The sequence below is a fragment of the Viridibacillus sp. FSL E2-0187 genome (assembly GCF_038006425.1).
Taxonomy (GTDB): domain Bacteria; phylum Bacillota; class Bacilli; order Bacillales_A; family Planococcaceae; genus Viridibacillus; species Viridibacillus arvi.
Genome location: NZ_JBBOVG010000001.1, coordinates 1,158,739 through 1,182,024, shown reverse-complemented (window position 1 = coordinate 1,182,024; position 23,286 = coordinate 1,158,739). Strand labels below are relative to the sequence as shown.

At 34.1% G+C, this 23,286-nt stretch carries 21 protein-coding genes; 8 read left to right on the top strand and 13 right to left on the bottom strand.

Features of this window, described 5'->3' with window-relative positions; all coding sequences use genetic code 11:
• Positions 1-77: 77 nt before the first annotated feature.
• Positions 78-1,436 carry an MATE family efflux transporter gene (locus MHH85_RS05755; protein WP_340706240.1) on the top strand — a complete coding sequence of 453 codons (1,359 nt, stop codon included), beginning with the start codon at positions 78-80 and terminating at the stop codon, positions 1,434-1,436.
• 135 nt (positions 1,437-1,571) lie between these two features.
• Here MHH85_RS05755 and MHH85_RS05750 read toward each other — a convergent pair whose 3' ends face one another.
• The 11 genes from MHH85_RS05750 to MHH85_RS05700 all read right to left on the bottom strand — a co-directional run bounded on the left by MHH85_RS05750 (position 1,572) and on the right by MHH85_RS05700 (position 13,662).
• Positions 1,572-1,994, bottom strand: coding sequence for an NUDIX hydrolase (locus MHH85_RS05750; protein ID WP_193740235.1), 423 nt, complete (start codon positions 1,992-1,994; stop codon positions 1,572-1,574).
• 110 nt (positions 1,995-2,104) lie between these two features.
• A complete protein-coding gene (locus MHH85_RS05745) occupies positions 2,105-2,416 on the bottom strand; it encodes an RNHCP domain-containing protein (protein WP_340706239.1) in 312 nt (103 codons plus the stop codon).
• Positions 2,417-2,937: 521 nt separating this feature from the next.
• Positions 2,938-3,228, bottom strand: coding sequence for a DNA-binding protein (locus tag MHH85_RS05740; protein ID WP_340706238.1), 291 nt, complete (start codon positions 3,226-3,228; stop codon positions 2,938-2,940).
• Positions 3,229-3,287: 59 nt separating this feature from the next.
• Complete coding sequence (locus MHH85_RS05735) at positions 3,288-4,367, bottom strand: LolA family protein (protein WP_340706237.1); 1,080 nt, start codon at positions 4,365-4,367, stop codon at positions 3,288-3,290.
• Positions 4,336-5,817, bottom strand: a complete 1,482-nt coding sequence (locus MHH85_RS05730; RefSeq protein WP_340706236.1) for a HAMP domain-containing sensor histidine kinase — start codon at positions 5,815-5,817, stop codon at positions 4,336-4,338. The genes MHH85_RS05735 and MHH85_RS05730 overlap by 32 nt, the downstream gene beginning before the upstream one ends.
• On the bottom strand, positions 5,814-6,515 hold the full coding sequence (locus MHH85_RS05725; protein ID WP_193740240.1) for a response regulator transcription factor: 702 nt from the start codon (positions 6,513-6,515) through the stop codon (positions 5,814-5,816). Before MHH85_RS05725 ends, MHH85_RS05730 begins: the two co-directional genes overlap by 4 nt.
• A 357-nt stretch (positions 6,516-6,872) precedes the next feature.
• A complete protein-coding gene (locus MHH85_RS05720; RefSeq protein WP_340706235.1) occupies positions 6,873-7,451 on the bottom strand; it encodes a YitT family protein in 579 nt (192 codons plus the stop codon).
• 378 nt (positions 7,452-7,829) lie between these two features.
• Complete coding sequence (locus MHH85_RS05715) at positions 7,830-9,143, bottom strand: hemolysin family protein (protein ID WP_340706234.1); 1,314 nt, start codon at positions 9,141-9,143, stop codon at positions 7,830-7,832.
• A gap of 564 nt (positions 9,144-9,707) precedes the next feature.
• Entirely contained in the window at positions 9,708-11,222 is a 1,515-nt protein-coding gene (gene opuFB, locus MHH85_RS05710) for an osmoprotectant update ABC transporter permease/substrate-binding subunit OpuFB (protein ID WP_340706233.1), read from the bottom strand.
• Positions 11,223-11,226: 4 nt separating this feature from the next.
• Positions 11,227-12,180, bottom strand: a complete 954-nt coding sequence (locus MHH85_RS05705) for an ABC transporter ATP-binding protein (RefSeq protein WP_340706232.1) — start codon at positions 12,178-12,180, stop codon at positions 11,227-11,229.
• Positions 12,181-12,747: 567 nt separating this feature from the next.
• Positions 12,748-13,662: a LysR family transcriptional regulator gene (locus tag MHH85_RS05700; protein ID WP_340706231.1), complete on the bottom strand. Its 915-nt coding sequence runs from the start codon at positions 13,660-13,662 to the stop codon at positions 12,748-12,750.
• A gap of 116 nt (positions 13,663-13,778) precedes the next feature.
• On the opposite strand from MHH85_RS05700, the gene MHH85_RS05695 reads away from it, so the two are divergent.
• Complete coding sequence (locus MHH85_RS05695) at positions 13,779-14,324, top strand: flavodoxin family protein (protein WP_340706230.1); 546 nt, start codon at positions 13,779-13,781, stop codon at positions 14,322-14,324.
• Positions 14,325-14,556: 232 nt separating this feature from the next.
• Here the strand turns inward: MHH85_RS05695 and MHH85_RS05690 are convergent, their stop codons facing one another.
• The gene (locus MHH85_RS05690; protein WP_340706229.1) at positions 14,557-15,543 is read right to left on the bottom strand and encodes an ABC transporter substrate-binding protein; all 987 of its coding nucleotides are present in this window, start codon (positions 15,541-15,543) and stop codon (positions 14,557-14,559) included.
• 170 nt (positions 15,544-15,713) lie between these two features.
• Between MHH85_RS05690 and MHH85_RS05685 the strand changes: the two genes are divergently transcribed.
• The 3 genes from MHH85_RS05685 to MHH85_RS05675 are packed head-to-tail and all read left to right on the top strand — an operon-like array spanning position 15,714 to position 18,589.
• A complete protein-coding gene (locus MHH85_RS05685) occupies positions 15,714-16,718 on the top strand; it encodes a FecCD family ABC transporter permease (RefSeq protein ID WP_340706228.1) in 1,005 nt (334 codons plus the stop codon).
• Entirely contained in the window at positions 16,715-17,770 is a 1,056-nt protein-coding gene (locus tag MHH85_RS05680; RefSeq protein WP_340706227.1) for a FecCD family ABC transporter permease, read from the top strand. The genes MHH85_RS05685 and MHH85_RS05680 overlap by 4 nt, the downstream gene beginning before the upstream one ends.
• Before the next feature lie 15 nt (positions 17,771-17,785).
• Positions 17,786-18,589, top strand: coding sequence for an ABC transporter ATP-binding protein (locus tag MHH85_RS05675; protein WP_340706226.1), 804 nt, complete (start codon positions 17,786-17,788; stop codon positions 18,587-18,589).
• Between the two features lie 51 nt (positions 18,590-18,640).
• On the opposite strand, the gene MHH85_RS05670 is transcribed toward MHH85_RS05675, so the two are convergent.
• Positions 18,641-19,180, bottom strand: coding sequence for a GNAT family N-acetyltransferase (locus MHH85_RS05670; protein ID WP_340706225.1), 540 nt, complete (start codon positions 19,178-19,180; stop codon positions 18,641-18,643).
• A 379-nt stretch (positions 19,181-19,559) separates the two neighbouring features.
• Here MHH85_RS05670 and MHH85_RS05665 point away from each other — a divergent pair, with 379 nt between their 5' ends.
• From MHH85_RS05665 to MHH85_RS05655, 3 genes are all read left to right on the top strand, one after another.
• Positions 19,560-21,218 (top strand): tetratricopeptide repeat protein, encoded by a 1,659-nt coding sequence (locus tag MHH85_RS05665; RefSeq protein WP_340706224.1) that lies wholly within the window; start codon positions 19,560-19,562, stop codon positions 21,216-21,218.
• 175 nt (positions 21,219-21,393) lie between these two features.
• Positions 21,394-22,191 carry a pyrroline-5-carboxylate reductase gene (proC, locus tag MHH85_RS05660; RefSeq protein ID WP_340706223.1) on the top strand — a complete coding sequence of 266 codons (798 nt, stop codon included), beginning with the start codon at positions 21,394-21,396 and terminating at the stop codon, positions 22,189-22,191.
• 140 nt (positions 22,192-22,331) lie between these two features.
• Complete coding sequence (locus MHH85_RS05655; protein WP_340706222.1) at positions 22,332-23,267, top strand: alpha/beta hydrolase; 936 nt, start codon at positions 22,332-22,334, stop codon at positions 23,265-23,267.
• Positions 23,268-23,286: the final 19 nt, after the last annotated feature.

The following is a 23,286-nucleotide window of genomic DNA, read 5'->3' as shown; positions in this document are numbered from 1 at the left end:
TTTTTATAAATAATTAGTTAGATATCTAACTAATTAGAATTCAAACGAAATACTAATTTTGAACGAGGTGATTATAGATGGACAACGAAAACATCTATTATTTTGAAAAGGCTCCAATCCATAAAGCAGTAGCTCATTTCTCCATACCTATGATGCTAGGTATGTCTTTAACTGTTGTGTATTCCATTCTAAATGCATATTTCATTGGCATGCTCAATAACTCAGAAATGCTTGCAGCGATAACATTAACGATACCAGTTTTCGCAATTCTCATGGCATTTGGTAATCTAATTGGGGTTGGTGGAGCTACTTATATATCAAGACTTTTAGGGGAAAAAGATTATAAACAGATTAAACATGTATCTTCATTTTCTTTTTATGGTTGTTTATTATTGGGGATTGTTGTAATAAGCTTTTGCTTCCCTTTCGTTAACACAATTATAACTGGGCTAGGAGCAAGTAGTCTTTCATTTGATTATACGAAAGATTATGTAACGGTCATGCTTATTGGATCGCCATTTATTATTATGAATTTTGCTCTAGAACAATTAGTTAGAGCTGAAGGGGCAGCTAGAGTTTCAATGATTGGGATGCTTTTAAGTGTTGTAGTCAATATTATCCTTGACCCTATATTCATTTTCCTGTTTGATTGGGGCGTAACAGGTGTTGCAACTGCAACGCTATTAGGAAACATCGCTGCTGTTCTCTATTACGCATATTATATAGTGGAAAAGAGTGATTTTTTAACCCTCTCACTAAAGAATTTTAAAGCAAGTAAACTAATTATTAGTAACGTACTTAAAATTGGGATACCAGTATTTCTGTTAAGTGTGTTTATGGGTACAACAGCATTATTCTTTAATAATTTTGTAGCGATTTATGGAGATGCTTCTGTAGCAGCTTATGGGATCTCATCACGCATTTTGCAACTCCCTGAGTTTGTGATAATGGGGTTATGTGAAGGAGTTGTTCCACTTATAGCCTATTGTTTTACAGCTGATAAAGATAGGATGAAGAATGTCATTAAATTTACTGGGATATTAGTTGCTACTTTGGCGTTAACTTTTGCAGTAATTGTTCTGTTATTAAGTAACCATTTAATTGAACTATTCACTATTGATGAAAATATTATTTCAATAGGAAGCTATGTCATTAAAGTGACTTTCCTTTCTCTATTTGTTAGTGGCATAACTGTCTTAGTAACGGGAATTTTCCAAGCAACAGGTCAAGGAAAACCTGCATTAATCATGTCTCTTGTACAGGGATTAATCCTTATCCCAATCTTATTTTTAGCTAACAACTATGCCGAATTCCATGGGGTTATTTGGTCATTATTCATAGCAGACTTCATTAGTTGTATAGTAGGAGCACTCATGTTATTTCTTCTTAGAAATAGATTGACTGTTTCACTAGATGAGATAACTAGTAATCCATGACTAATAGCATTATTTTAGAAAAAAACAATGGATATTTATTAGAGCATGTTTTGATCATTTTTTTAAAGCATGCTCTTTTTCTTTTATGAAAATAGTTTTTATCTCGTAAGCTAAAAATGTGCAAAACAGTATTTATCAATGCCATTCTTTCAAGGAAAAAACTTGATTTTTCTCAAAATCACTAATGATTTCTGGTGCTAATAATAACCTCGCTTCCTCTTTTGTTGACCAATGATAAGCAATATGTTCTTTAGACAAAACTATTTCCCCATCTACAACTCTACATAAATAAGCCAAAATAACGACTTGTCTTGTTGCAAAGGCTTTAAAAGTAGTGGCATATAAAATATTCAAGACTGTGGCATTTATACCGACTTCTTCTTTTATTTCTCGCACTAATGCCGCTTCTAAATTTTCACCGAACTCTACTTCTCCCCCAACGCATTCCCAAGTTCCCCCTCCGATTTCATCATTATGATTTCGTTGGACAATCAATAATTTCCCTTCATTTAAAATAATACCTTTAACAGCTACTTTAATTTCATTTGCGTTTGTCATTTATATCACCCTTCTTAACAAATAAATAAAAGGATATCCTATTTGGAATATCCTTTTATCTGATCAGTACTATTTATACTGATAAAAAAACTTTGAACATAGCAAATTTATTAAACCACCGACTTCATAAAAGAAATAAGCTGATCTTCTTGAGTCGTATTTGTTGCTACTTTATTTTTACCGACCTTGCCACATTGAAGACATTCATGAATCAGTTGGTACCCTTTCTTACTCGAGTATTCCATACCGATAGGAGCCATTAACCCCCTACATACACTTGCACGGTCACCTGGCTTTTCATCCATATGCTTGGAAAATAAGCAGTACGGACAATGATTACGAAAGCTACCGTTTGTTAATGGTTCAATTTGCGCGCCACATTGCTCACATTGAAATGCTGTATTTTCTGTTTTTCTGCTCACGTGCCATTCCTCCAAGATGTTATTTTCATCTATGGAAGAAGGGTTCCGTTCGTTTTTACTACAAAATGTAGCTTCAGGCTTTTGAAAAAATGGACCCATTCACCGTCTCGATTTACGAAGCGATTACTTCTAGTTCCTGCTTCACTTGAACTTTTTTCATCTCAAGATCCGGACCTCGATTGACTTTATGTATTGTATCAACCACTGTAGGACAGTCAACGCCACCCTCCACTAGTAGGTGTTCTTTTCAATCACTGACAAAGGCATCGTCCCCTAGAACGCACGTTCACTTTTATACATGTATTTCATAAAACCACTCCAACTCTAACTATGTTCAAAGTATTCAATTTTATTATAACAGGTTTATGTAAATTTTTACCTCACTGATTTCTATTATATCTTATCAATTAAAAAGGAACCAAATTTGGTCCCTTAGCTGATATATGTAAATTACATTATTATGAATCATTTTATTTTCTTGCTCATGAAGGATATATCAAACCTCTACAATACAAATAAAGTTATTGCTGCTCCAACCACTCACTTATTCTTTGCTTCTGAAAAAAGATATGTCCATTCATTTCAATAAAAGGAACCTCTGGATGTTCAGATATAAAATTGCTAGTCGCTTCTTTTGGTACATTTAAAAATACATGTAATTCCTTTGCAGCAACTAATTCAATTTCTTCTTCCTCATTCAGGATATCCAACAAACTCTTTGCATTTGGATTGCCGAAGTTTTTCAAACCATTCCCTATTAAATAACCGGCTACTAAAATACAGCAACCTAGCCAAATAAAATCATAACTCAACTTAAATTCCCCTTTAAAACCGTTAGCAACCTAAGCTGCTAACGGTTTAATAGATTTATCTATTTCACTAATTTCATACCCTTAACCATTTTCAAAATTTCTTCCACTTTTAAATTTGGATCCGTTGGCATGATTGAGTAATTAAATCCTTTTTCTGACCAAGAAATGCTTCGGAAATTATTCATCTCCAAGACAGATCCTTTTTGTCCGCGCACTTTTACTTGTTTCTCTCCTGGAATTGTTTCCGCTTTTCCTCCCATATCTTTTGGTGTTGGGAAAACTGAAAGCGTAAAGTAAACAACTCCATTTTTTTCATATTCAATAGCTAACTCCTTATGATCAACTACATCCATTACTTCAATTTTAACCATCTTAAATTTACCTTTTTCCGGAAAATAGAGATACGCTTTTTTGAATACTGTAGGAAGTTCTTCAGATGTGATTTGTTCTGTTTTCAACGTACTATCAACTTTTTTTATTTTGACATCCTTTGGCAATTCAAGTGTAAATTTGCTGCTAGATATTTTTGCATCAAAATCGATTTTTGTGTATTCCATTTGTGTATCACCGCCAACAGTTGAAATGTTGGTTTTTAACACCATCCAATTTTCTTTATCAACCCACATTTCTATATCACCGAAAAGCGTTTTTTCTCCTTTTCCTTTAGCAACTAGATGATACGTCTTGCGATCTAAGATTTTCTCTTCTCCTTTAAGTGATATATCATGCGTATCCTTGACTGCTTTTAACAAGAGTTCAGCTTGTTCCTTTGGTGAAGATTGAGAAACATCTTTTAATTCATCTGTTATCGGCATAACAATAGCTGTATTTTGAGCTTGATCATAACTTGTCATATTTTCTCCGTCATTTACAGAAAGGGATTGTTGTTTACCTTTTTCATCACTTATTTCAATACGGCGTTTGCTATCTTCGCCAATCCATTCTTTAACATGCATTTTTTCATTTGAAATTGTCATGTCATATTCTCCGTAGTAAGGACCTACTGGCTTGGAATCCTTTAATGTGTTTTGAATTACTTGCTCCGGAGAATATTGACTGTCCTCTGTAGTGCAGCCAACTAATCCAATCGTTATGATACCTACTAAACTAATCGTTTTTAAAATTGTTTTCATTTCCATCACCTATTCCTTCTATTGTTGGTAACTTGCATATGACACAAGTTCCTATTGTTTTATGGGACATCATTTGCACTTTGCCACCATGCTTTTCAATTATTTGTTTTGTAATACTAAGTCCAAGTCCTGTACCACTTACACCCTTTTTACTTCTCGCTATATCTGCTTGGAATAATGGTTCAAATACATGATTAAGCGCTTCTTTGTCAATTCCTTCACCACTATTTTGAACGATTAATAGTGGTCCATCTAACTTCAACTCTTGTTTAACATAAGGGAAAACCCAATTAGGTAAGTTCTCTGAAAATACTGCTGCTAGCCAAATAGCCCCTTCTTTTGGTGTATGTTGAATCGCATTACTCATTAAATTATCCGTTACACGCATAAGCTGCTTTGGATTAACGTTAAATATGCCTTCAATTTCACTTTGCACTTCTAATGTAATATTTTTGTCATAGCATAACTGTTCATAATCAGATAACAGCATGTCAAAAAATTCACTGCCTTCTACTTGAACAAGATCCATTTCATATGTAGACGATTGTAATAAGGTATACATAAGTAAATCATCTAACATTTGCTGCATATAATTTGCTTTGTTTATGATGATTTCCCTGTATTCCTCACGCTCCTCATCTACTAAATTTCGTTCTGCTGACAATGACTCTGCATACGCTCGAATGGAAGTTAAAGGTGTTTTTAAATCGTGTGAAATAGTCGCAATCATAAATTCTTTTTCCTGCTGCTCTTTAGCTATTCTCTCTCTTGCTTCTTCAATTTGCTTACGCATACTGTAAAAACTCGACGTTAGCTCACCAATTTCATCGTTTGTGGTTTGCATATCTTCAACTTTTTCACTACTAGCGAATGCCGTCATTTGTTTCATCAAATGCGTTAGTCTTTTGTTTAACTTGCGATTAACTAGAACCGAGACACTTATGAAAATAAGACAGAAGATACCTATTAAAACAGCTATTACAGACCAGGTTCGATTATTAACACCATCAATCCACTCATCTCTTGCTAAACTGACTTCAAAAAAACCGACTAATTCATTTCCTGAAAAAACAGGTTCCTTATACGAGTAATTACGATAGTTATTTTCAAATTGAAATAAGTTTTTATACAGTGATTCTTTAGACTCTATTACGCTCACTGAGTTCACAAGAGGGTCTGAATTATACAATGGAAGTCCATCATTACGATATAAAATAATAGCAGTTTGTGGATTCGATATTTCCTTAACTTGCGGTCTTTCGATTCCTTGTTTATATAATTTCGGATCTTTTAATACAGTTGATATTTGCTGAAGCTCCGTCCACTTTTCAAAATACTCTTCAACGTTGCGATCTTCATGATAAGCGTTAACCGATGCAAAAAGTGCATAAGCTGCAGCTAAAGGGAGGATCATGACGATAAAATAAGATAGCAATAACCAAGTTTTCAGCTTCATAGTGGTTCACCTATAAAACGGTATCCTTTTCCCCACACAGTTTGAATAAAATAGGGATTTTTTACAGGGTCTTTTAGCTTTTCACGCAGTCCTTTGACGTGCACGGTAACTGTTTGTAAACCATCTGCATCAACTTGTTGCCATATATGCTGATACAATTCACTTTTTGTGAAAACTCGTTGTGGATTTTGTATCATTACAGTGAGTAACGCAAACTCTTTTTGTGTTAAATGGACTTCCAAGTTATTGCGGTAAATTTTCTCGTTATTTAAATCAATTGTTAAACCATTCGCAAATGTTGTATTAGCATTAATTTCTGGAACTCCTTGATAGCGTCTCCACCTGCGAAGTTGGGATTCAACTCTAGCTTTTAACTCCACTAAACTAAAAGGTTTCGCTAAATAATCATCCGCTCCTAAGTGTAGGCCTTCTACTTTATCCTCATCTTCTTTACGCGCGCTAATAATGATGATTGGAACATCACTTTTCCAACGAATATTTTGACATAGTGTTAGTCCATCCATTTCTGGTAGCATTAGATCAACCAAAACAAGGTCATACGTGTTACTCTGAAAATCTTCCCAGCCCTCTAAACCCGTCGTTGCCCAAGCAACACCATACCCTTCACGTAAAAATGTATCACGTACAACACGTGCAATTTCAATGTCATCTTCCACAAGTAATAACTGCCATTTCATAATGATTCCTCCTGAAAACAATGTATCATAGCCAAATCCCTTATTTTGAAACTTAATAAATTCTTTATAATTACAAAAACACAACTATTTCCATTTTAAAGTGAAACATTCCATTATACAGTAGAAATTAAAAATTACTATAAGAAAAAACTTCAAAAACAAAAAACCACTTTGACTATAATAACTGTCAAAATGGTTTATATATTTTCGTTTATTATTTAAGCTTATACCCTAAGTCAAATAAACAATTATGTACATCTCACATGGCTTTAAACGGCGTAAAGATATTATTTAAATATAATTGATTCCTATCCTAAATAAGTTTGTTCAGAATCGTTTTTTGTTTTCCACTGCTACTCAAGTATGTGCCAGATTTTTTGTAAAAAAACTTGTAGTCATCCCTATAACAAGTATCGTGATGATTGAAAGAAAAAAAGTATCATAAGATAGTAATAGCCCCCCCATTAAAATAACAAATGAATCAATGATGAATATTAGAATCCCAACATTTACTCCTGTTTTATCACTTAAAAACTGAGCTATTAAATCTGTACCACCAGTACTTGTTTTAAATCTTAACATTATACCAATTCCAAGACCTATGAAAACTCCACCTATTATCGAACTGTAAAGGGGATCAATATGTACAAGATAATCAAAGGGTTCTAAAATATCTATAAAAAAAGAAGAAACAAGCAGACCATGCAAACTATTATAGAAATAATCTCTATAGTAAATCCATGCAATAATAAATATAGGAATACTTAAAAGTATTATGATGAATCCAGTCTGTAGTCCCCATAAATAATAAGATATTAAACCGATTCCAATAATTCCTCCATCTAAAACCTCATACGGAGCTAAGAATAGATTAATTCCTAAGGATACTAAAATACTCCCAATAACTATAACAATACTTTTCTTTATAAAATACATAGTATTCCCCCAAAAATTGAACATGTAAATACTTTATGCAAAAACCTAACTAAAAATGTAAATCTAGAGTTATAGTTAACTTTTTGTAAACATGATTATGACAATGATTAGGGTACATTACACTACTAATATTGTTGAAATTTCTATAATATCGCCTTTTTTTTAACATCTAATTTGCAGTATTTTATTATTTAAAAATCAGGTTTTTAGTTTACATTTAGCTTTTTTCTTTGTTTAAATATTCGGCTGCAAACAAAAAGAATCCATTTTGGCATAAACTTATGACCAAAATAGATTCTTTTTTAATTGTATAGTTTCTTTTGCTCTTGAACATACAATTCTAAGAGCTGTATCAAGAACTACTAATTATTAGATTCGTTAAGAAGTAACTTCACTCTGTAACTTTAGAGAAACTTGCAAAATTTGATGATTATCGCTTTGTACGATTTTCCATTGCTGATTTCCTTGATTAATTGGTTCTTGCTTACCGTCTGCTTGCAACATTTCTACTTGTATCCAACCACCGATTGTATCAACATTATACGTATTTTCAAATTTGATATTAAATCGATCCTCTAATTCTTCTAACTGGACGCGTCCATTAATTAGATATTCATTTCTACCATTTTCAAAAATATCTGGAATTTCATCATCATCAAATTCATCGCGGATTTCACCAACGATTTCCTCTAGAATATCTTCCATTGAAATAATACCTGAAGTACCGCCAAACTCATCAATAACTATTACTATATGAATTTGATCCTTCTTCATTTTCAATAGTACATCTTGTAATCGCGCAGTTTCAAGAATAAACGGTATTTTGTGTATATGTTCTTCTAAAGTTGTTTCCTTACCAAGTGCATATTCTGTTACCATTTCTTTTGTATTTACAACGCCAATAATTTTATCTTTATCCCCATTTTCTGTTATAGGGTATCTTGTAAAGTGATGCTCGTCAATTATTTGTAAAATTTCTTCTTTTTCCATTACACTATCTAAAACAACCATCTGAGTACGTGGTATCATGATATCTTTTGCTACGCGCTCATCAAATGCAAAAATATTCTGCATGTATGTTAGTTCAGTTTGATTGATCTCTCCACTTTGGAAGCTCTGTGTCATAATAATCTGCAGCTCTTCTTCGGAATGTGCCTGTTCATGACTTGCAGGTTTAACTCCGAATAAGCGAAGTAAGGCACGAGATGTTCCATTCATGAACCAGATGAGTGGGAAGAATATTTTACCAAATGCAACTAATGATGGTGCTAGCATCAACGTCAAACGTTCAGCATACTGAATCGCTAATGTTTTTGGCGCAAGCTCCCCTAATACAACATGAAGCAACGTCATGATCATTAGTGCAAGAGCGTAAGAAGCTACAGTTGACATAGCTGCTGGTATCCCTAAGTAATCAAAAACTGGATGCAGAAGTTTCTCAACTGTAGGCTCTCCGAGAGTACCTAAACCTAAAGCTGTTACTGTTATACCAAGCTGACAGGCCGATAAATAATAGTCTAAATCTGAAACAACTTTTTTAGCAGCAACCGCTCTTTTATTTCCTTCTTCAATAAGCTGATCAATTCGTGACATTCGTACTTTAATAACAGCAAACTCTGATGCTACAAAGAAAGCCGTTAAGATGATTAAGATGGTTATAAATATTAAATTCGTAATGATTGTTATGTCCAATTATTTCCCTTTAAAAAGGGATTCACCTCCGTGATGATATATGACTAAGATAATTTTGAACAATGGACACTAACTAATAGTTAATACTGAGTGAAACTACATTTCTGATTTTGAATTGTCGTTTTGAGTATTAAGGCTACTTTATGCTTTTTTATATTACTTATTCTTTATATTATAGAGTATTGTTTTTCACCTAATAGTTTAAATGTTTTTAAATGTATACTTAGAATATAGACAATATAAAGAAAGCGAGCGTCGTAATCCATCGTTTTCAGTGATAGTTTTTTTAGTTTAGCAACGTGGATAATTTTAAATATCGCCTTCCCAATAGTCTCACCTCTTTCAAAGTATGATTTATTCTATCACATTAGAGAATTATCTAACTATTAAAAAGCCTTCACTTTTTTAAAATACTGTTGAATATCTTTCAAAAGATTGTAACATTTTTAGTTTTGTATGAATCTACAGCATAAAAAAGAACCGTTTGTATTTTGAATACAAATGGTTCTTTTTTTAATTAAGAGAGCTACCTCTCATTTTATTGTGGAAAATTAGTATTTCTACTTACAACAAACCCGCTTTTTCTAAAAATTCGCGTGCTACTTCTGATGCTTTTCTACCCTCCACATTTACTTGATAATTCATTTGACGCATTTCATCCTCAGTTATTTGATTGGCTAGTTTATTTAATGCTTTTTCAATTTCAGGATGTTTTTTTACTGTTTCTTTTCTCATTAATGGTGCACCTTGGTAAGGAGGGAATAGATTCTTGTCGTCTTCTAAAACGACTAAATTGTATTGTCTTATATCACTGTCTGTTGAATAGGCATCTAGTAAATCTATATCTCCAGATTTTACAGCCTGGTATCTTAGCTTTGGTTCCATTTTAGTAATATTAGAAAGAGAAAGATTATATAACTTTTGAATACCTCGATAACCATCTTCTCGATCATTAAACTCCATAGTAAACCCAGCTTTTATATTTTCTTCAGCCGCCTTTACATCTGAAATGTTCTTCAAATCATATGTTTTTGCTGCATCTTCCGAAACAGCCAATGCATAAGTATTGTTGTACTTCATAGGATTAAGCATTACCATGTCAAATTTCTTCAGCATTCCTTCTTGTGCTTGTTTATAGACATCATCTTGGTTGTTGTTTATCGCTTTTTCTTTTAAAAATTCAGAAATGGCTGTGCCAGTAAATTCGGGATAAATGTCAACATTACCAGATTTCAATGCATTAAATACAAATGAAGTCTTACCTAAACCTGGCTTTAATTGAACATTCAAATCGGTCTCTTCTTCAATAAGTAATTTATACATATTAATAAGAATTTCAGGCTCAGATCCAAGTTTACCTGCAATAACTATCTCTTCTTTTTCATTGATATTTATTAGAGGAAGAAAAATCATTAATAATGCAATAACACTTAAAGTGCTTAGTGCTGTTACTGTTTTTTTAAAGGAAAGTGATTCAAGTTTTTTAAGTAAAAAGTCAAATGCTAACGCTAATAGTGCAGCTGGTGCAGCTCCTAAGATGATTAATGCAGTATTATTCCGATCGATGCCTAGTAAAATAATATCCCCTAGTCCCCCTGCACCAATTAATGCGGCCAATGTAGCTGTACCTACTATTAAGACCATAGCTGTCCGGATCCCTGCCATAATAACAGGCATAGCGAGAGGAAGCTCCACCTTTACTAACCTCTTTCTAGTGTTCATCCCCATTGCCTTTGCTGCTTCTTTTAACGATGCATCTACCTCATTTATACCTGTGTATGTATTACGTAAAATTGGTAAAAGTGCATAAACAACTAATGCAATTATTGCTGGTATCTTACCTATACCAAACAGCGGAATTAACAAGCCTAGTAACGCCAATGAAGGGATCGTTTGCAAAACAGCACTTATGCCAATGATACTTTCTGCTATTTTCTTTTTATTAGTTAAGTAAATGCCTAAAGGTATGGCAATTACAACCGCAAAAAAGAGTGCTATAAACGATATTTGAATATGTTCAAGTAAAGAGGCCAAAAGCTGTCCTTTACGTTCGTTAAAAACATCTACTAAATTTGTCATATCCTTAACCTCTTCCTAAAGAATCTTTTGCTAAGTACCTTATTATCGATTCTCTCGTTATAATACCTATAATTTCACCGTCCTGATCAACTGATATGGCTTCATGATCTACCAAATTATTAAGAATTACTTGTAGTGAATCTTTTACTGAAACTCTGTGTAACACTTGCAAATAGACATTTTCTTTTGATATAGGTTGGATAATACTTTCTATATTGAAAGTATCTTCAAAATTTTGATTAAGGCCAATAAATTCTCTAACAAAATCATTAGCTGGATTTTGCATAATTTCTTGAGGTGTACCAAGCTGTACAATTTCTCCATCCTTCATCACACATATTCTGTCGCCTAGTTTTAGCGCCTCTTGCATATCGTGTGAAACAAAAACAATTGTTTTCTTAATTGTTCGTTGTAAATTGAGTAGGTCATCTTGTAACTTAGTACGACTAATCGGATCCAATGCACTAAAGGGCTCATCCATGAGAATAACCTCAGGATCTGCTGCTAATGCACGTACGACTCCTACTCTCTGTTGTTCTCCTCCAGAAAGCTCTGCAGGTTTTCGCTGACTATACTTATCTGCTTCAAGGCCGACCATATTTAGTAACTCATGAACTCGTTGCTGAATTTGTTCCTTACTCCATTTTTTCAGTTCTGGAACGATGGCAATATTCTCTTCAATCGTCATATGTGGAAAAAGTGCAATTTGTTGGAGAACATACCCTATATTCCAACGTAACTCATTTATGTCATAATCACTTATTCTTTTCCCTTCAATTTTTATAGTTCCTTCAGTCAATCGAATTAATCGATTGATCATTTTTAGTAAAGTCGTTTTCCCACAGCCACTTGGGCCAATGATGACAAAAAATTCACCTTTCTTTATTTCCAAATTAAGATAGTTAACTGCTGGTTGATTATCATCATACCTTTTAGATACATTCTCAAATACGATCATTTCAATACCTCCTTATAGTTCTGTAATGCTTAGTGCTCTCTAGCTCAGACTCATTGATTCACTATTTTACTTCTTCCTCAATCCATATTATTTAGCTTAGATGTAACTCACATGTTATATACTTACATTGAATGTATAAAATACCCAACATAAAAGTACTTTAAGTATACTAAAATATTTTGAAACTTATATCCTTAACTAATAATGTACATTCGAAGTTATATGCATATATGAATACCTCATATGTATCTTCTTTAAACCTTTTAAAAAACTTCTATATAACCATTTCTAAATTAAATATTGATAAACTCTTATTTCATTTGATATTTTCCTTGCATTTCTCATTTAATAGCGTATAATATGTATTTAGGTGCCAAACCTACGTAATGTTTGTTTTCGAACTTTCATTACAAACTAAGATTCCATAACGACTCGGATTGTCGGGAATCTTTTTCTTTTTTCTAGCAGGCAGATGAGCGCCTGCTTTTTTTTTGCTTTTTTTTACGTGAACTGAAACTATTTATGTCCCAGTCTCTTTTCAAGTTCTTTATAGCCTCATTAACCTCTCTAATCAATTCTAGAACTTCCGTTAAATACTTTATACTGTTCACACGCAATCTGTATGAAATCTTCTAAATAAGAGAAAATATATTTATCCTTATGCCACGCAAGTTCAGTAAATACAGGTTCCATTGTAATAGTTGTTTCTAGTTCTTTTAGTAGTCCATTTTCCAACTCTTTTTCAACTGTCATTTTCGGCAACAACGTCATACCTAAACCAGCTATCACACACTTCTTGATTGCTTCAATACTAGAAAATTCTATTATTTGTTCTGGGTAGATGCCTTCATTATGACATTGATATTCAAATTGATTTCGATAAGAGCAGCCTTCCTCAGTTAATAATATCGTTTCTTGTGCTACGTTCTGTATGGATAAAATCTCATTTTGAGTTAAATGGTGTGTTGCTGCTACTACAAATACTAAATCTTCTTTGATTAATTCCTTTTTACAAAGCATCGGTGTGTCCTTACGTGTATCTGTTATAAAAGCCAAATCGAGATTACCCGATTGCAATAAATCCTTGGCAATATCAATTGTATGAACTGGCTTAAAAACTATTTTCACCTTCGGATGTCTGCTTCTGAATAATCGTAAAATTTCGGGTAAACGATAAGTGCATTGACTTTCCTGTGCCCCGATTGTTAAAGTCACATTCACCTCATCTTGATTAGATAATGCATCTCTCATGGTTTCATCAAGATCCACCATCTTTTGTGCATATTGTTTTAATTGCATACCAGCATCAGTTAAATAGATTCGTTTACCTAAACGCTCAAATAAAGGAACCCCTAATTCACCTTCTAAAGACTTAATATGGGCTGTAATAGAAGACTGTGCGTAATCCAGCATTTCCGCTGTTTGCGTAAAATTTAATGTTTTAGCAGCGCTTAAAAATGTATGTAAGTGCTTAATATCCATATTCCACACTCCTAAATCGGTTTTACCGATTAATTTAATCGAATCATTCATCTTTATTAATAATGAATTTAAGTTTAAACTTTTTAAAGAAGAAAGTATAGAGAGGATTGACATATATGAAGATTACAACATTTATAGGTAGTTCTAGAGAAGAAAGTAACAGTGAGATACTGGCCGATATGGTAACGAAAGATTTAACTCATACTAAGATTGATTTAAAAAACCTATCAATTCAACCTATTCATGATTTACGTCATACGGAAGGCGGCTTTCAATTAGTAGACGATGATTATGACACGATCATAAATGCTTTCTTAGAAAGTGACCTGATTATCTTTTCAACTCCAATTTATTGGTATACGATGTCAGGAATTATGAAAAATATGATTGATCGATTAAGCCACGCTATACGAGATGAACGTTTTCCACAATTTAAAGAAAAAATAAAATCTGTAGAAGCCATCGTAGTAGCAGTCGGTGGTGATGAACCGAAAGTAAAAGGTCTACCCCTTATTCAGCAATTTAAATACACTTTTGATTTCTTAAATATGCAGTTTTCTTCTTATATTATAGGTGAAGGAAAGAAACCAGGTGACATTTTACAAGATCAACATGCAATAGCTCAAGCTAACCTATTGAATAAACAGTTAAAAGATTTATAAAAACCTTCAAGAAGATCGTTCATTTTTGAACGGTCTTTTTTTATCTAACTCCTCATTGAATGTACTCATTTTCAGCCCTTCTCTTCAATTGTATAAAGTGTTCTCTGAATAATTTATGCTTCCTTAAGTAATCCAGTAGCGTTAACAAAACCACATATTTAACTAATAAATTATTTCCTGGAAAATAAAAACGTTTATTAGGATATCCTAATAAACGTTTTTGCATGTCATTTTATTTAGAGAATACTTCTTCAATTTGATCTAACATTAAGTTAGCTGCTAATACGCCACCTGCTGTGTTCCAAATTACATCGTCCACTTTATGAGCGTTACCATCTTTAACTGCAGATAGTTTTTTCCAAAGAGGGTCTTCAGTCCATTCAGTTTCAGTTGCTAATGCAGAGTCATCACCTGTCGGCATATATGTGAAGTAGAATAGTACGTCTCCATCCATTTCAGGAATAGCTTCTTTACCAACTTCTATTGCTAAATTACCTAATTTATTGTCTGCTGTAAATAATTTTTCTTGTTCTTTTACGCGTTTAAAGCCTAATTCATTGAAGATTACACCTGAGAATGAATCAGTGTAGTAAATACGTGCTTTACCAGTCATAAAGCGTACAAAAGATACTTCTTGATTTGTTTTGTCGCCTAAAGTTGTTTTTAGTGTAGCAACTTTTTCTTCATATTTATTTAATATATCCTTACCTTCAGCTTCTTTGTTCACTGCTTTTGCATATAACGCAAAGTTGTCTTTCCAGTCACCACGTAATGTTTCAGAGAAAACTGTTGGTGCAATTTTTGTTAGTTTATCATAGACTTTTTCTTGTCGTAACTTATTACCAATGATTAGATCAGGTTTAAGTGCAGCAATCTTCTCAATGTTCACTTCATGTTCAACGCCGACAACTTCAGCATCGCCCATATCGTCTTTAATATGATCATACCAAGGATTTCCTACCCATGATTGTACTGCGCCTACTGGTTGAATACCTAAAGCAAGTAATGCTTCAGTTCCTTCATTAGTTAATACAACAATACGTTTAGGTGTGCCTTTAATTTCAGTAGTACCCATTGCATGCTCAACAGAATATGTAGTTTCTTTTTCTTTTGATGCATCTTTTTGTTTATCATCTTCTTTCGTATTACCGCAAGCTGCTAATGCAAATACAGCGATAACTGCAAATAATGCGACGATTTTACGTAAAGTATTTTTCATCTCTTTTAATCCTCCAATGTATATGATAAAATATGAAAGCAATAATGATAATCATTTTCATTTAATGCAAGATTAATAATATTCCACGTTAAAAGAGAAGTCAATATATTTTTAAATTTACATTAAAAGCGTAATTTTATTCTATTTTAGAAAAGAGTTTTGAATACCACATGTTATTTAATAATAATCTTACAAAAATTCTTGCACTAATAAGCAGTATCATTCTATTACTCATATGTATGGTCATTAGTATCGTTTACGGTTATGCAGATACATCCTTTCAGACGGCTTATCAAGCATTTACACAGTTTAATGACTCGAATGAACATTTAATCATTCAAAACGTAAGACTTCCTCGAGCATTAATCGCAGCAAGCGTCGGAGCGTCATTAGCGATTGCTGGCGTTTTAATGCAAACGTTAACAAAAAACCCATTAGCTTCACCAGGTATTTTAGGGATTAATGCTGGCGCTGGATTCGCGGTTGTGTTTGCGATGGTCTTCTTCCAATCTACTAGCTTGCAATCATTTGCGTGGATTGCATTTGTAGGTGCAACAGTTGCAACAGCAGCAGTTTATGGGATTAGTTCTACAGGTCGAGATGCTATGTCTCCTATTAAAATTACTTTAGCTGGAGCAGCCATGAGCGCCCTCTTCTCTTCTTTCACTCAAGGATTATTAGCCACTAATGAGGCTGAATTAGATCAAGTGCTATTTTGGTTAGCCGGTTCTGTAGAAGGTCGTAAATTGGAATTATTAATTGCTGTTCTTCCTTATCTAATTATAGGTTGGATTGGTGCATTGCTAATTGCACCGAAGATGAATGTTCTAGCACTTGGTGATGATGTCGCAAAAGGGTTAGGTTTACCAGTGGGCTTGATTCAATTAGCTGTTGGATTTATCGTTATTATGCTTGCAGGTGGATCTGTAGCTGTAGCTGGTCCAATCGGTTTTATCGGCATAGTCATTCCCCATTTAGCTCGCAAATGCGTTGGGAATGATCATAGGTGGTTAATTCCAATGGCAGCATTACTAGGTGGAATTCTACTACTATTAGCAGACGTTAGTGCTCGTTATATTATCATGCCTCAGGAAGTTCCTGTTGGTGTCATGACAGCGTTTATCGGAACACCATTCTTTATATACATTGCTAGGAAGGGGTTCAGAAAAGCGTGAAGCAGTACAGAACTATTAGACTATTACAACAAAAAATTTCGTTTTTACTTGATATAAAAGCAACTAGGAAAATCACATTATTATTTTGCTTAGTAATGGCAACATTTATACTAAGTGCATCTGTAGGCGATTCTTTTATCAATCCTTTAAACGTATTCCAAATTCTATTTGGTGGTGGTAATGATTTTGATCGCCTTGTAGTAATTGATTTTAGATTACCTCGTATTCTAATTGCAGCCTTTGCTGGTATGGCATTAGCCGTTGCTGGAGCTATTTTACAAGGGATGATTAAAAACCCCCTTGCTTCCCCTGATATTATAGGGATTTCTGCTGGTGGCGGTGCTGCAGTTGTAGCTTTCTTAGCTATCTTTAGTGATCAAAACCACTCCTTAACAGTTAGTATTCAGTGGCTTCCTATTGCAGGTTTTATAGGAGCTACTGTAATAGGCTTTGTGGTATACTTTTTAGCTTGGAAAGATGGTATAACCCCTATTCGCCTTGTCCTTATTGGTATAGGGGTATCAGCATTTATGCAGGCAATGACAACGCTGCTCATGTTACTAGGTCCAATCTATAGAGCGAGTGAAGCGAATATTTGGATAACAGGTAGCGTTAGCGGAGCAAGTTGGGAGCAAGTGAAAATGGTCGTACCTTGGACTATTCTTTTACTTGTGATTTCTTTCTTCATCACACGACATTTAAATGTTCAAGAATTAGGTGATGATACGGCTTCAAATTTAGGACAACCTGTTCAGAAAATGCGTTTTCTTTTATTATTACTAAGTACTTGTCTAGTTGCCGGCGCTATTGCTTTTGCTGGTGCTATTGGTTTTGTCGGTTTAATGGCGCCACATATCGCACGTCGCTTAGTTGGGTCATCTTTTGGCGTGTTAATCCCAACTGCTGCAAGTATAGGCGCATTACTAGTTATGGCAGCGGATGTCATTGGTAGAACGGCATTTAGTCCACTAGAAGTACCTGCTGGTGTTTTTACAGCAGCAATTGGTGCCCCTTATTTTATCTATTTATTATTTAGAAATCCGAAGAACTAAAGGAGTCGAAAACCTTTGACAGAAACGATTGAAACGAAATCACTTACTTTAGGTTATGGCGATTCCGTTATTATAAAAGATTTAAATATTACAATTCCAAAGGGTGAAATCACCGTGTTAATCGGTGGTAATGGTTGTGGTAAATCCACTCTTTTACGCTCTATTGCAAGATTATTAAAACCAACGCACGGCACTGTATTATTAGAAGCGGAAGATGTCTTTAAACTGTCAACTAAACAAGTGGCTAAAAAGCTATCTATTTTGCCACAATCCCCTACCGCACCAGAGGGGTTAACTGTACTGCAACTTGTGAAGCAAGGTAGATATCCTTACCAAAGCTGGCGTAAGCAATGGACTAAAGAAGATGAAGAGATCGTCTTAAATGCACTAGAGGCTACGGGTGTTGCAGAATTGAAAGACAAACCTGTTGACGAACTATCAGGTGGGCAACGACAACGTGCCTGGATTGCTATGACATTGGCACAAGATACGGATATTATATTATTAGATGAACCGACTACCTATTTAGATTTAACGCATCAAATCGAAATTCTCGATTTATTATATGAGTTGAATATTCAAGAAAACCGTACAATCATCATGGTCTTACATGACATTAATTTAGCTTGCCGTTATGCTCATCATATTATTACCGTAGCTAACCAAACCGTTTATAAAAAAGGCAAGCCTGAGGAAATCATAAATGAATCCCTTATTAAAGATGTCTTTGATCTCGATTGTGAAATTACAGCTGACCCTATTTTCGGTACGCCAATGTGTATTCCTTTCGGTAAAGGGAGAAAAGTAACCCAATTTTAAAATACGAAAAGGACGACAGCATATTTTCTGCTCCCGTCCTTTTTATTTGTCTTATAGTGCTCTATACTCCACTAACCAGCAATCTCTTAATTCACCTTCATGCATCTCATGCTTCGGTAAATATCGTACTTTCTTAAAACCACATTTTTCATAGCAGTGAATGGCTCTTTCATTCCAAGCTTGCGGATCCATAACAAGGATATCAGCCTTTTTCTCGTTGACTAAGTATTCTTTCATCGCTAAAATAAGCTTGGTGCCAATACCTTTATCCCAATAACTGGATTCACCAATAAATTGATCTAACCCATAAATAACTTCTGCGTCGTTATTGTAGTCATAAGCAACCCTACTCTCATGCTCAATAGGATAAAACTGAATATAACCGATACTGACGCCATTGTATTCTATAATACATCTCGTTTCGTCTTCGTTAATATCGTAAAATTTTTCATGCACTTTTTCTATATCAAATGGATTATCTATTCCTTCGTAATATGTTAATATATTTTCGTCTGAAAGCCATTTCGCAAGATAAATATCATCTTTTCTTTCTAACTTCCGAACCACTAATTGTTCATTTTGTAATATCATATATCTATTCTCCAATCTCTGTTAAGATAATTTACACATAATTTTTCAGGCAATAATAGAATTGGATTACCCTCAACCCATATTCTTCATATCTATTTGTTATATTAGTACGATTTTGGTCAATATAAGCATAAAAATACCATTTTTACAACCAATTAAGTATCATTTAGGTTACAATTATGTATAAGTTTCGTAACACTTGTAACAGTTTAATAACAAATTCATTGATTTGCCCCTATAGCAATGATTTTCATGATTTAATTGAAAGAGTTAATGTAATTTGACATAGGAATTGAGCACTAGTTTCATATTCCTTACTCAAAATTGATGTAAAAAAGCTTAAACTGTATTAGCTTTGAAACTTAAAAAGGAGATTATCATGTCTATATCTACACAAAATGAAAATAAGGACGTTATTACTCAAATTGCCGAAGACATTTTAGCGCAAAACGGAGCTGTCCCTAGCAAATCTAACTATATTGATTTTGCCAAACAACTGAAACGTGATAATAAAGTTGCTCAAGCAAAAAAATTATTAGAAGAAGGTTCGAAAATTTATCCACTGAATCTATCTGTTCATACTGAATTGATGAAAATCTATGTTCGTCAAAAAAATTGGAGCGATGTGGCAAAGCATTTACCAAGAATTTTAGTAAATATTCCACGAAAAACAAATTCTACACTTACTTATAAACTATATAAATATTTGATTAATAACAGACACTATTCTGAAGCAGGTGAAATACTTGAGCTTCTAGTGAAAGCGAACCCTGAGGATGAAACACTTCAATATAAATACGTCGAATTGGCATTTGCCTCAAAGAATTGGCCTATAGCTATTCAAAGAGTTGAAGAACTCGTGCAATTTTTAGGTGAAAAGGTACCTGCTTCGGTGCTCGTTGACTTAAGTATTGCCTATCAAATTGTAGGCGAACATGAAAAAGCTAGATCATTATTCGCTGATTGTTTGACAAAGTATGTTGATGAGCTGCCAGAACTTTTTGAAGACGGCTATCGAAAAGTCACACTATTTGATAATGGTGAGAGTAGAATTGAGTTCTATAAATTCATCGAACCAACAAACACTGTGTTCGCAACGTTTGACTCCATTGATAAAACATGGGAAAGAACACCTTTCGCTTTCAACTTATTAAAGAAAAAAAGAGTGGATTTAATCTCATTAAGACGAAGAACAACGAAAAACTATCACCAAGATATCTCACGTGAAGAATACTATGAAACTGTTGCAAAATTGGCTGATGGTTATGAGAAAAAATTCGCGTACGGTACTAGTCTAGGTGGCTATAGTGCATTGTACTTTGGTTCAACAATTGATTGTAATATTCTAGCACTAAGTCCAAGAAACTCTGCACATCCTAACCATGGTACTAAAATGAGAGTTGAAACGGTTTTCCAACACGAGTTACAGCATCCTTATAATCCTAGAATTACTCCGACGATTATTTACGATCCAAAGGATTCAATTGATAGTAAATATATGAAAAAGGTAATCAAAAAAGCTTATCCGAATGCTAAGTACATTTACTACCCATATGCTGGACACCGTATTTCAATTTATTTATCTCAAATAGGTATATTAAAGGATATTGTAAAAAGATTCATGGCCGAGCAACCTATTCCTAATTATGAACGAACACTACGATCAAAATCAACTGAGTATCATCGTATTTTAGCAATACACTGCGCTAAGACAAACAAAAAAAATTGGGCACTTCAGTTAGCTGAAGAATCCATCAGATTATCACCAACATATGATAGACCACGTGTATTGAAGGTTGAGCTTTTATGTGATTTAGGACGCATGGATGAAGCTTTCGAAGCTGCTTATGAGGGACTTGAACTGTTTCCTAAATACACGAGATTACATCTGCTGCTAATCAGTTTATTCGAACAACAAAATCAGTTGAAAGAAGCACTGAAAGCAGTCAATAACGCACTCAAAGTAAGCAAATCTCCAAAACTGAAAGAAAAAAGAGAAGAATTGTTAGCAAAACTTGAAATGCTTGCTACTGAATAAGCCTATATACAAAAAACATCGTAGTACATTTGACTACTATGTTTTTTGTTTTTTTGATAATGGGTCACTTAGCCCAAAATCGATAAATAATTGACATATGAATTGTTAATATCAAACACTATCCAACACTAACAGTCTGTACTATACTGATAGAATATGTTAGGAGAGTGTAAGAATGAAGTATGGATTTATCGGCCTTGGTAGTATGGCATCTGCCATTATTAAAGGTATGTACAATAGTAAACAGTTTTCAGCAACAGACATTTATGGTTATAACCGCACAGTTGGTAAAACAATTCATCTTGCGGACAACTATGGGCTTATTGCAAGTGATTCTATTAAAGATATTATGATAAAAGCTGATGTCATTGTATTAGCAGTCCAACCTCAAGTATTACCTGAAGTATTATTAGAGGTTCAAAAATATATCAAAGAAAATCATATTATTATATCAGTCGCAGCAGGAAAATCTATTGACTATATACAACAAAACATACATGCAGATACACCGATTATCCGCGTTATGCCCAATATTAATGCCATAGTAGGTGCTTCCACAACTTGCTACTCCATTTCTTCAACTGTTAATGAACAGCACAAAGAAATCGTAGAAGCTCTGTTTGGAACTATTGGCTCTATTATAGAATTACCAGAAAATCTATTTACAATTTTCTCGGCTATTGGTGGTGCATCACCTGCCTTTACGTATTTATATATTGATTCATTAGCAAGAGCTGCGGTACGCGAGGGAATGGATAAGAAAATGGCATTAGAAATTGCCGCCAGTTCCGTACTTGGTAGTGCTAAAATGATATTAGAATCTGACGAACACCCTTGGGAACTTGTTGATCAAGTTTGTTCACCTGGGGGTACTACAATCCAAGGTGTCACTTCATTGCAAAATGACCATTTTGCTAGTACTATTTATGATGCAGTAACAGCCGTTATTAAGAAGGATTCAACTTTATCATAAAATCATCGCAGACAGAACTTTTCGCTACATAGCGTTAAATTCTGTCTGCTTTTTTGTTACCTAAAAACAAATCCCTACCTTTCTTATAGGAATAGTGTATAATAGTATTAATCTAACTTTGAACTCGAAAGGATGATTTGATGAATAATTTAATGTGTAACTTAACAAATACATCTAAACAATATATCGCAGACGCCAAAAAATCACCCAAATACTATACTCAACAACCAGATGAGGTTCGGGCAGCAAGAGCACAATGCACAAAACCATTGCTTGACTTACCATTACTAAATCAAATAATAGATCGTAAAATACCTGTTCGAGATGGGAGTGAAATTAGCGTTCGCATATACACGCCAAACGGTAAAGGACCTTTTCCTATCATTGTTTACTATCATGGAGGAGGATGGGTTTTCGGTAATTTAGAAACGGTGGATGCAGGTTGTCACTTATTAGCAACTGAAGCAAATGCCATCGTTGTTTCTGTCGACTATCGCCTTGCACCAGAATATAAATTTCCAACTCCTTTATATGACGCCTTTGATGCACTTTTATGGGTTTATGAGTTTGCAGCGGAATTACATGGAGATTCTACGAATATTGTCGTTGCAGGAGATAGTGCCGGTGGTAACCTAGCAACAGTTGTTACACATATGGCAAAAGAGCAAAATGGTCCACTCATAACTGCACAAGCACTAATCTATCCAGTGACGAATATGGATATGACCACTAATTCTTATGAATACTATGCTCATGACCTTGGATTAGATCGTGATGGTATGAGTTGGTTTGGAGAGCATTATGTTAATAACGAAGAAGATTATCGAAATAGTGCCGTTTCCCCTCTCCTGCAAGATGATTTATGCTATTTACCAAGAGCCATTATTATTGCAGCGGAATATGATGTTCTTTTTGACGAAGGCGTTTCCTATGCAGGCCGTTTAAAAGAAGCAGGTGTTCCATGCCATCATGTTGTAATGCCCGGATTAATCCATAGCTACTTTAGTAAGATGGAATTTTTTGAAGAAGAGACTAGGAAGACCGTTCAGCTAATCGCTGATTTTATAAAAAAATAGAAAAAACGCTTGGATAATC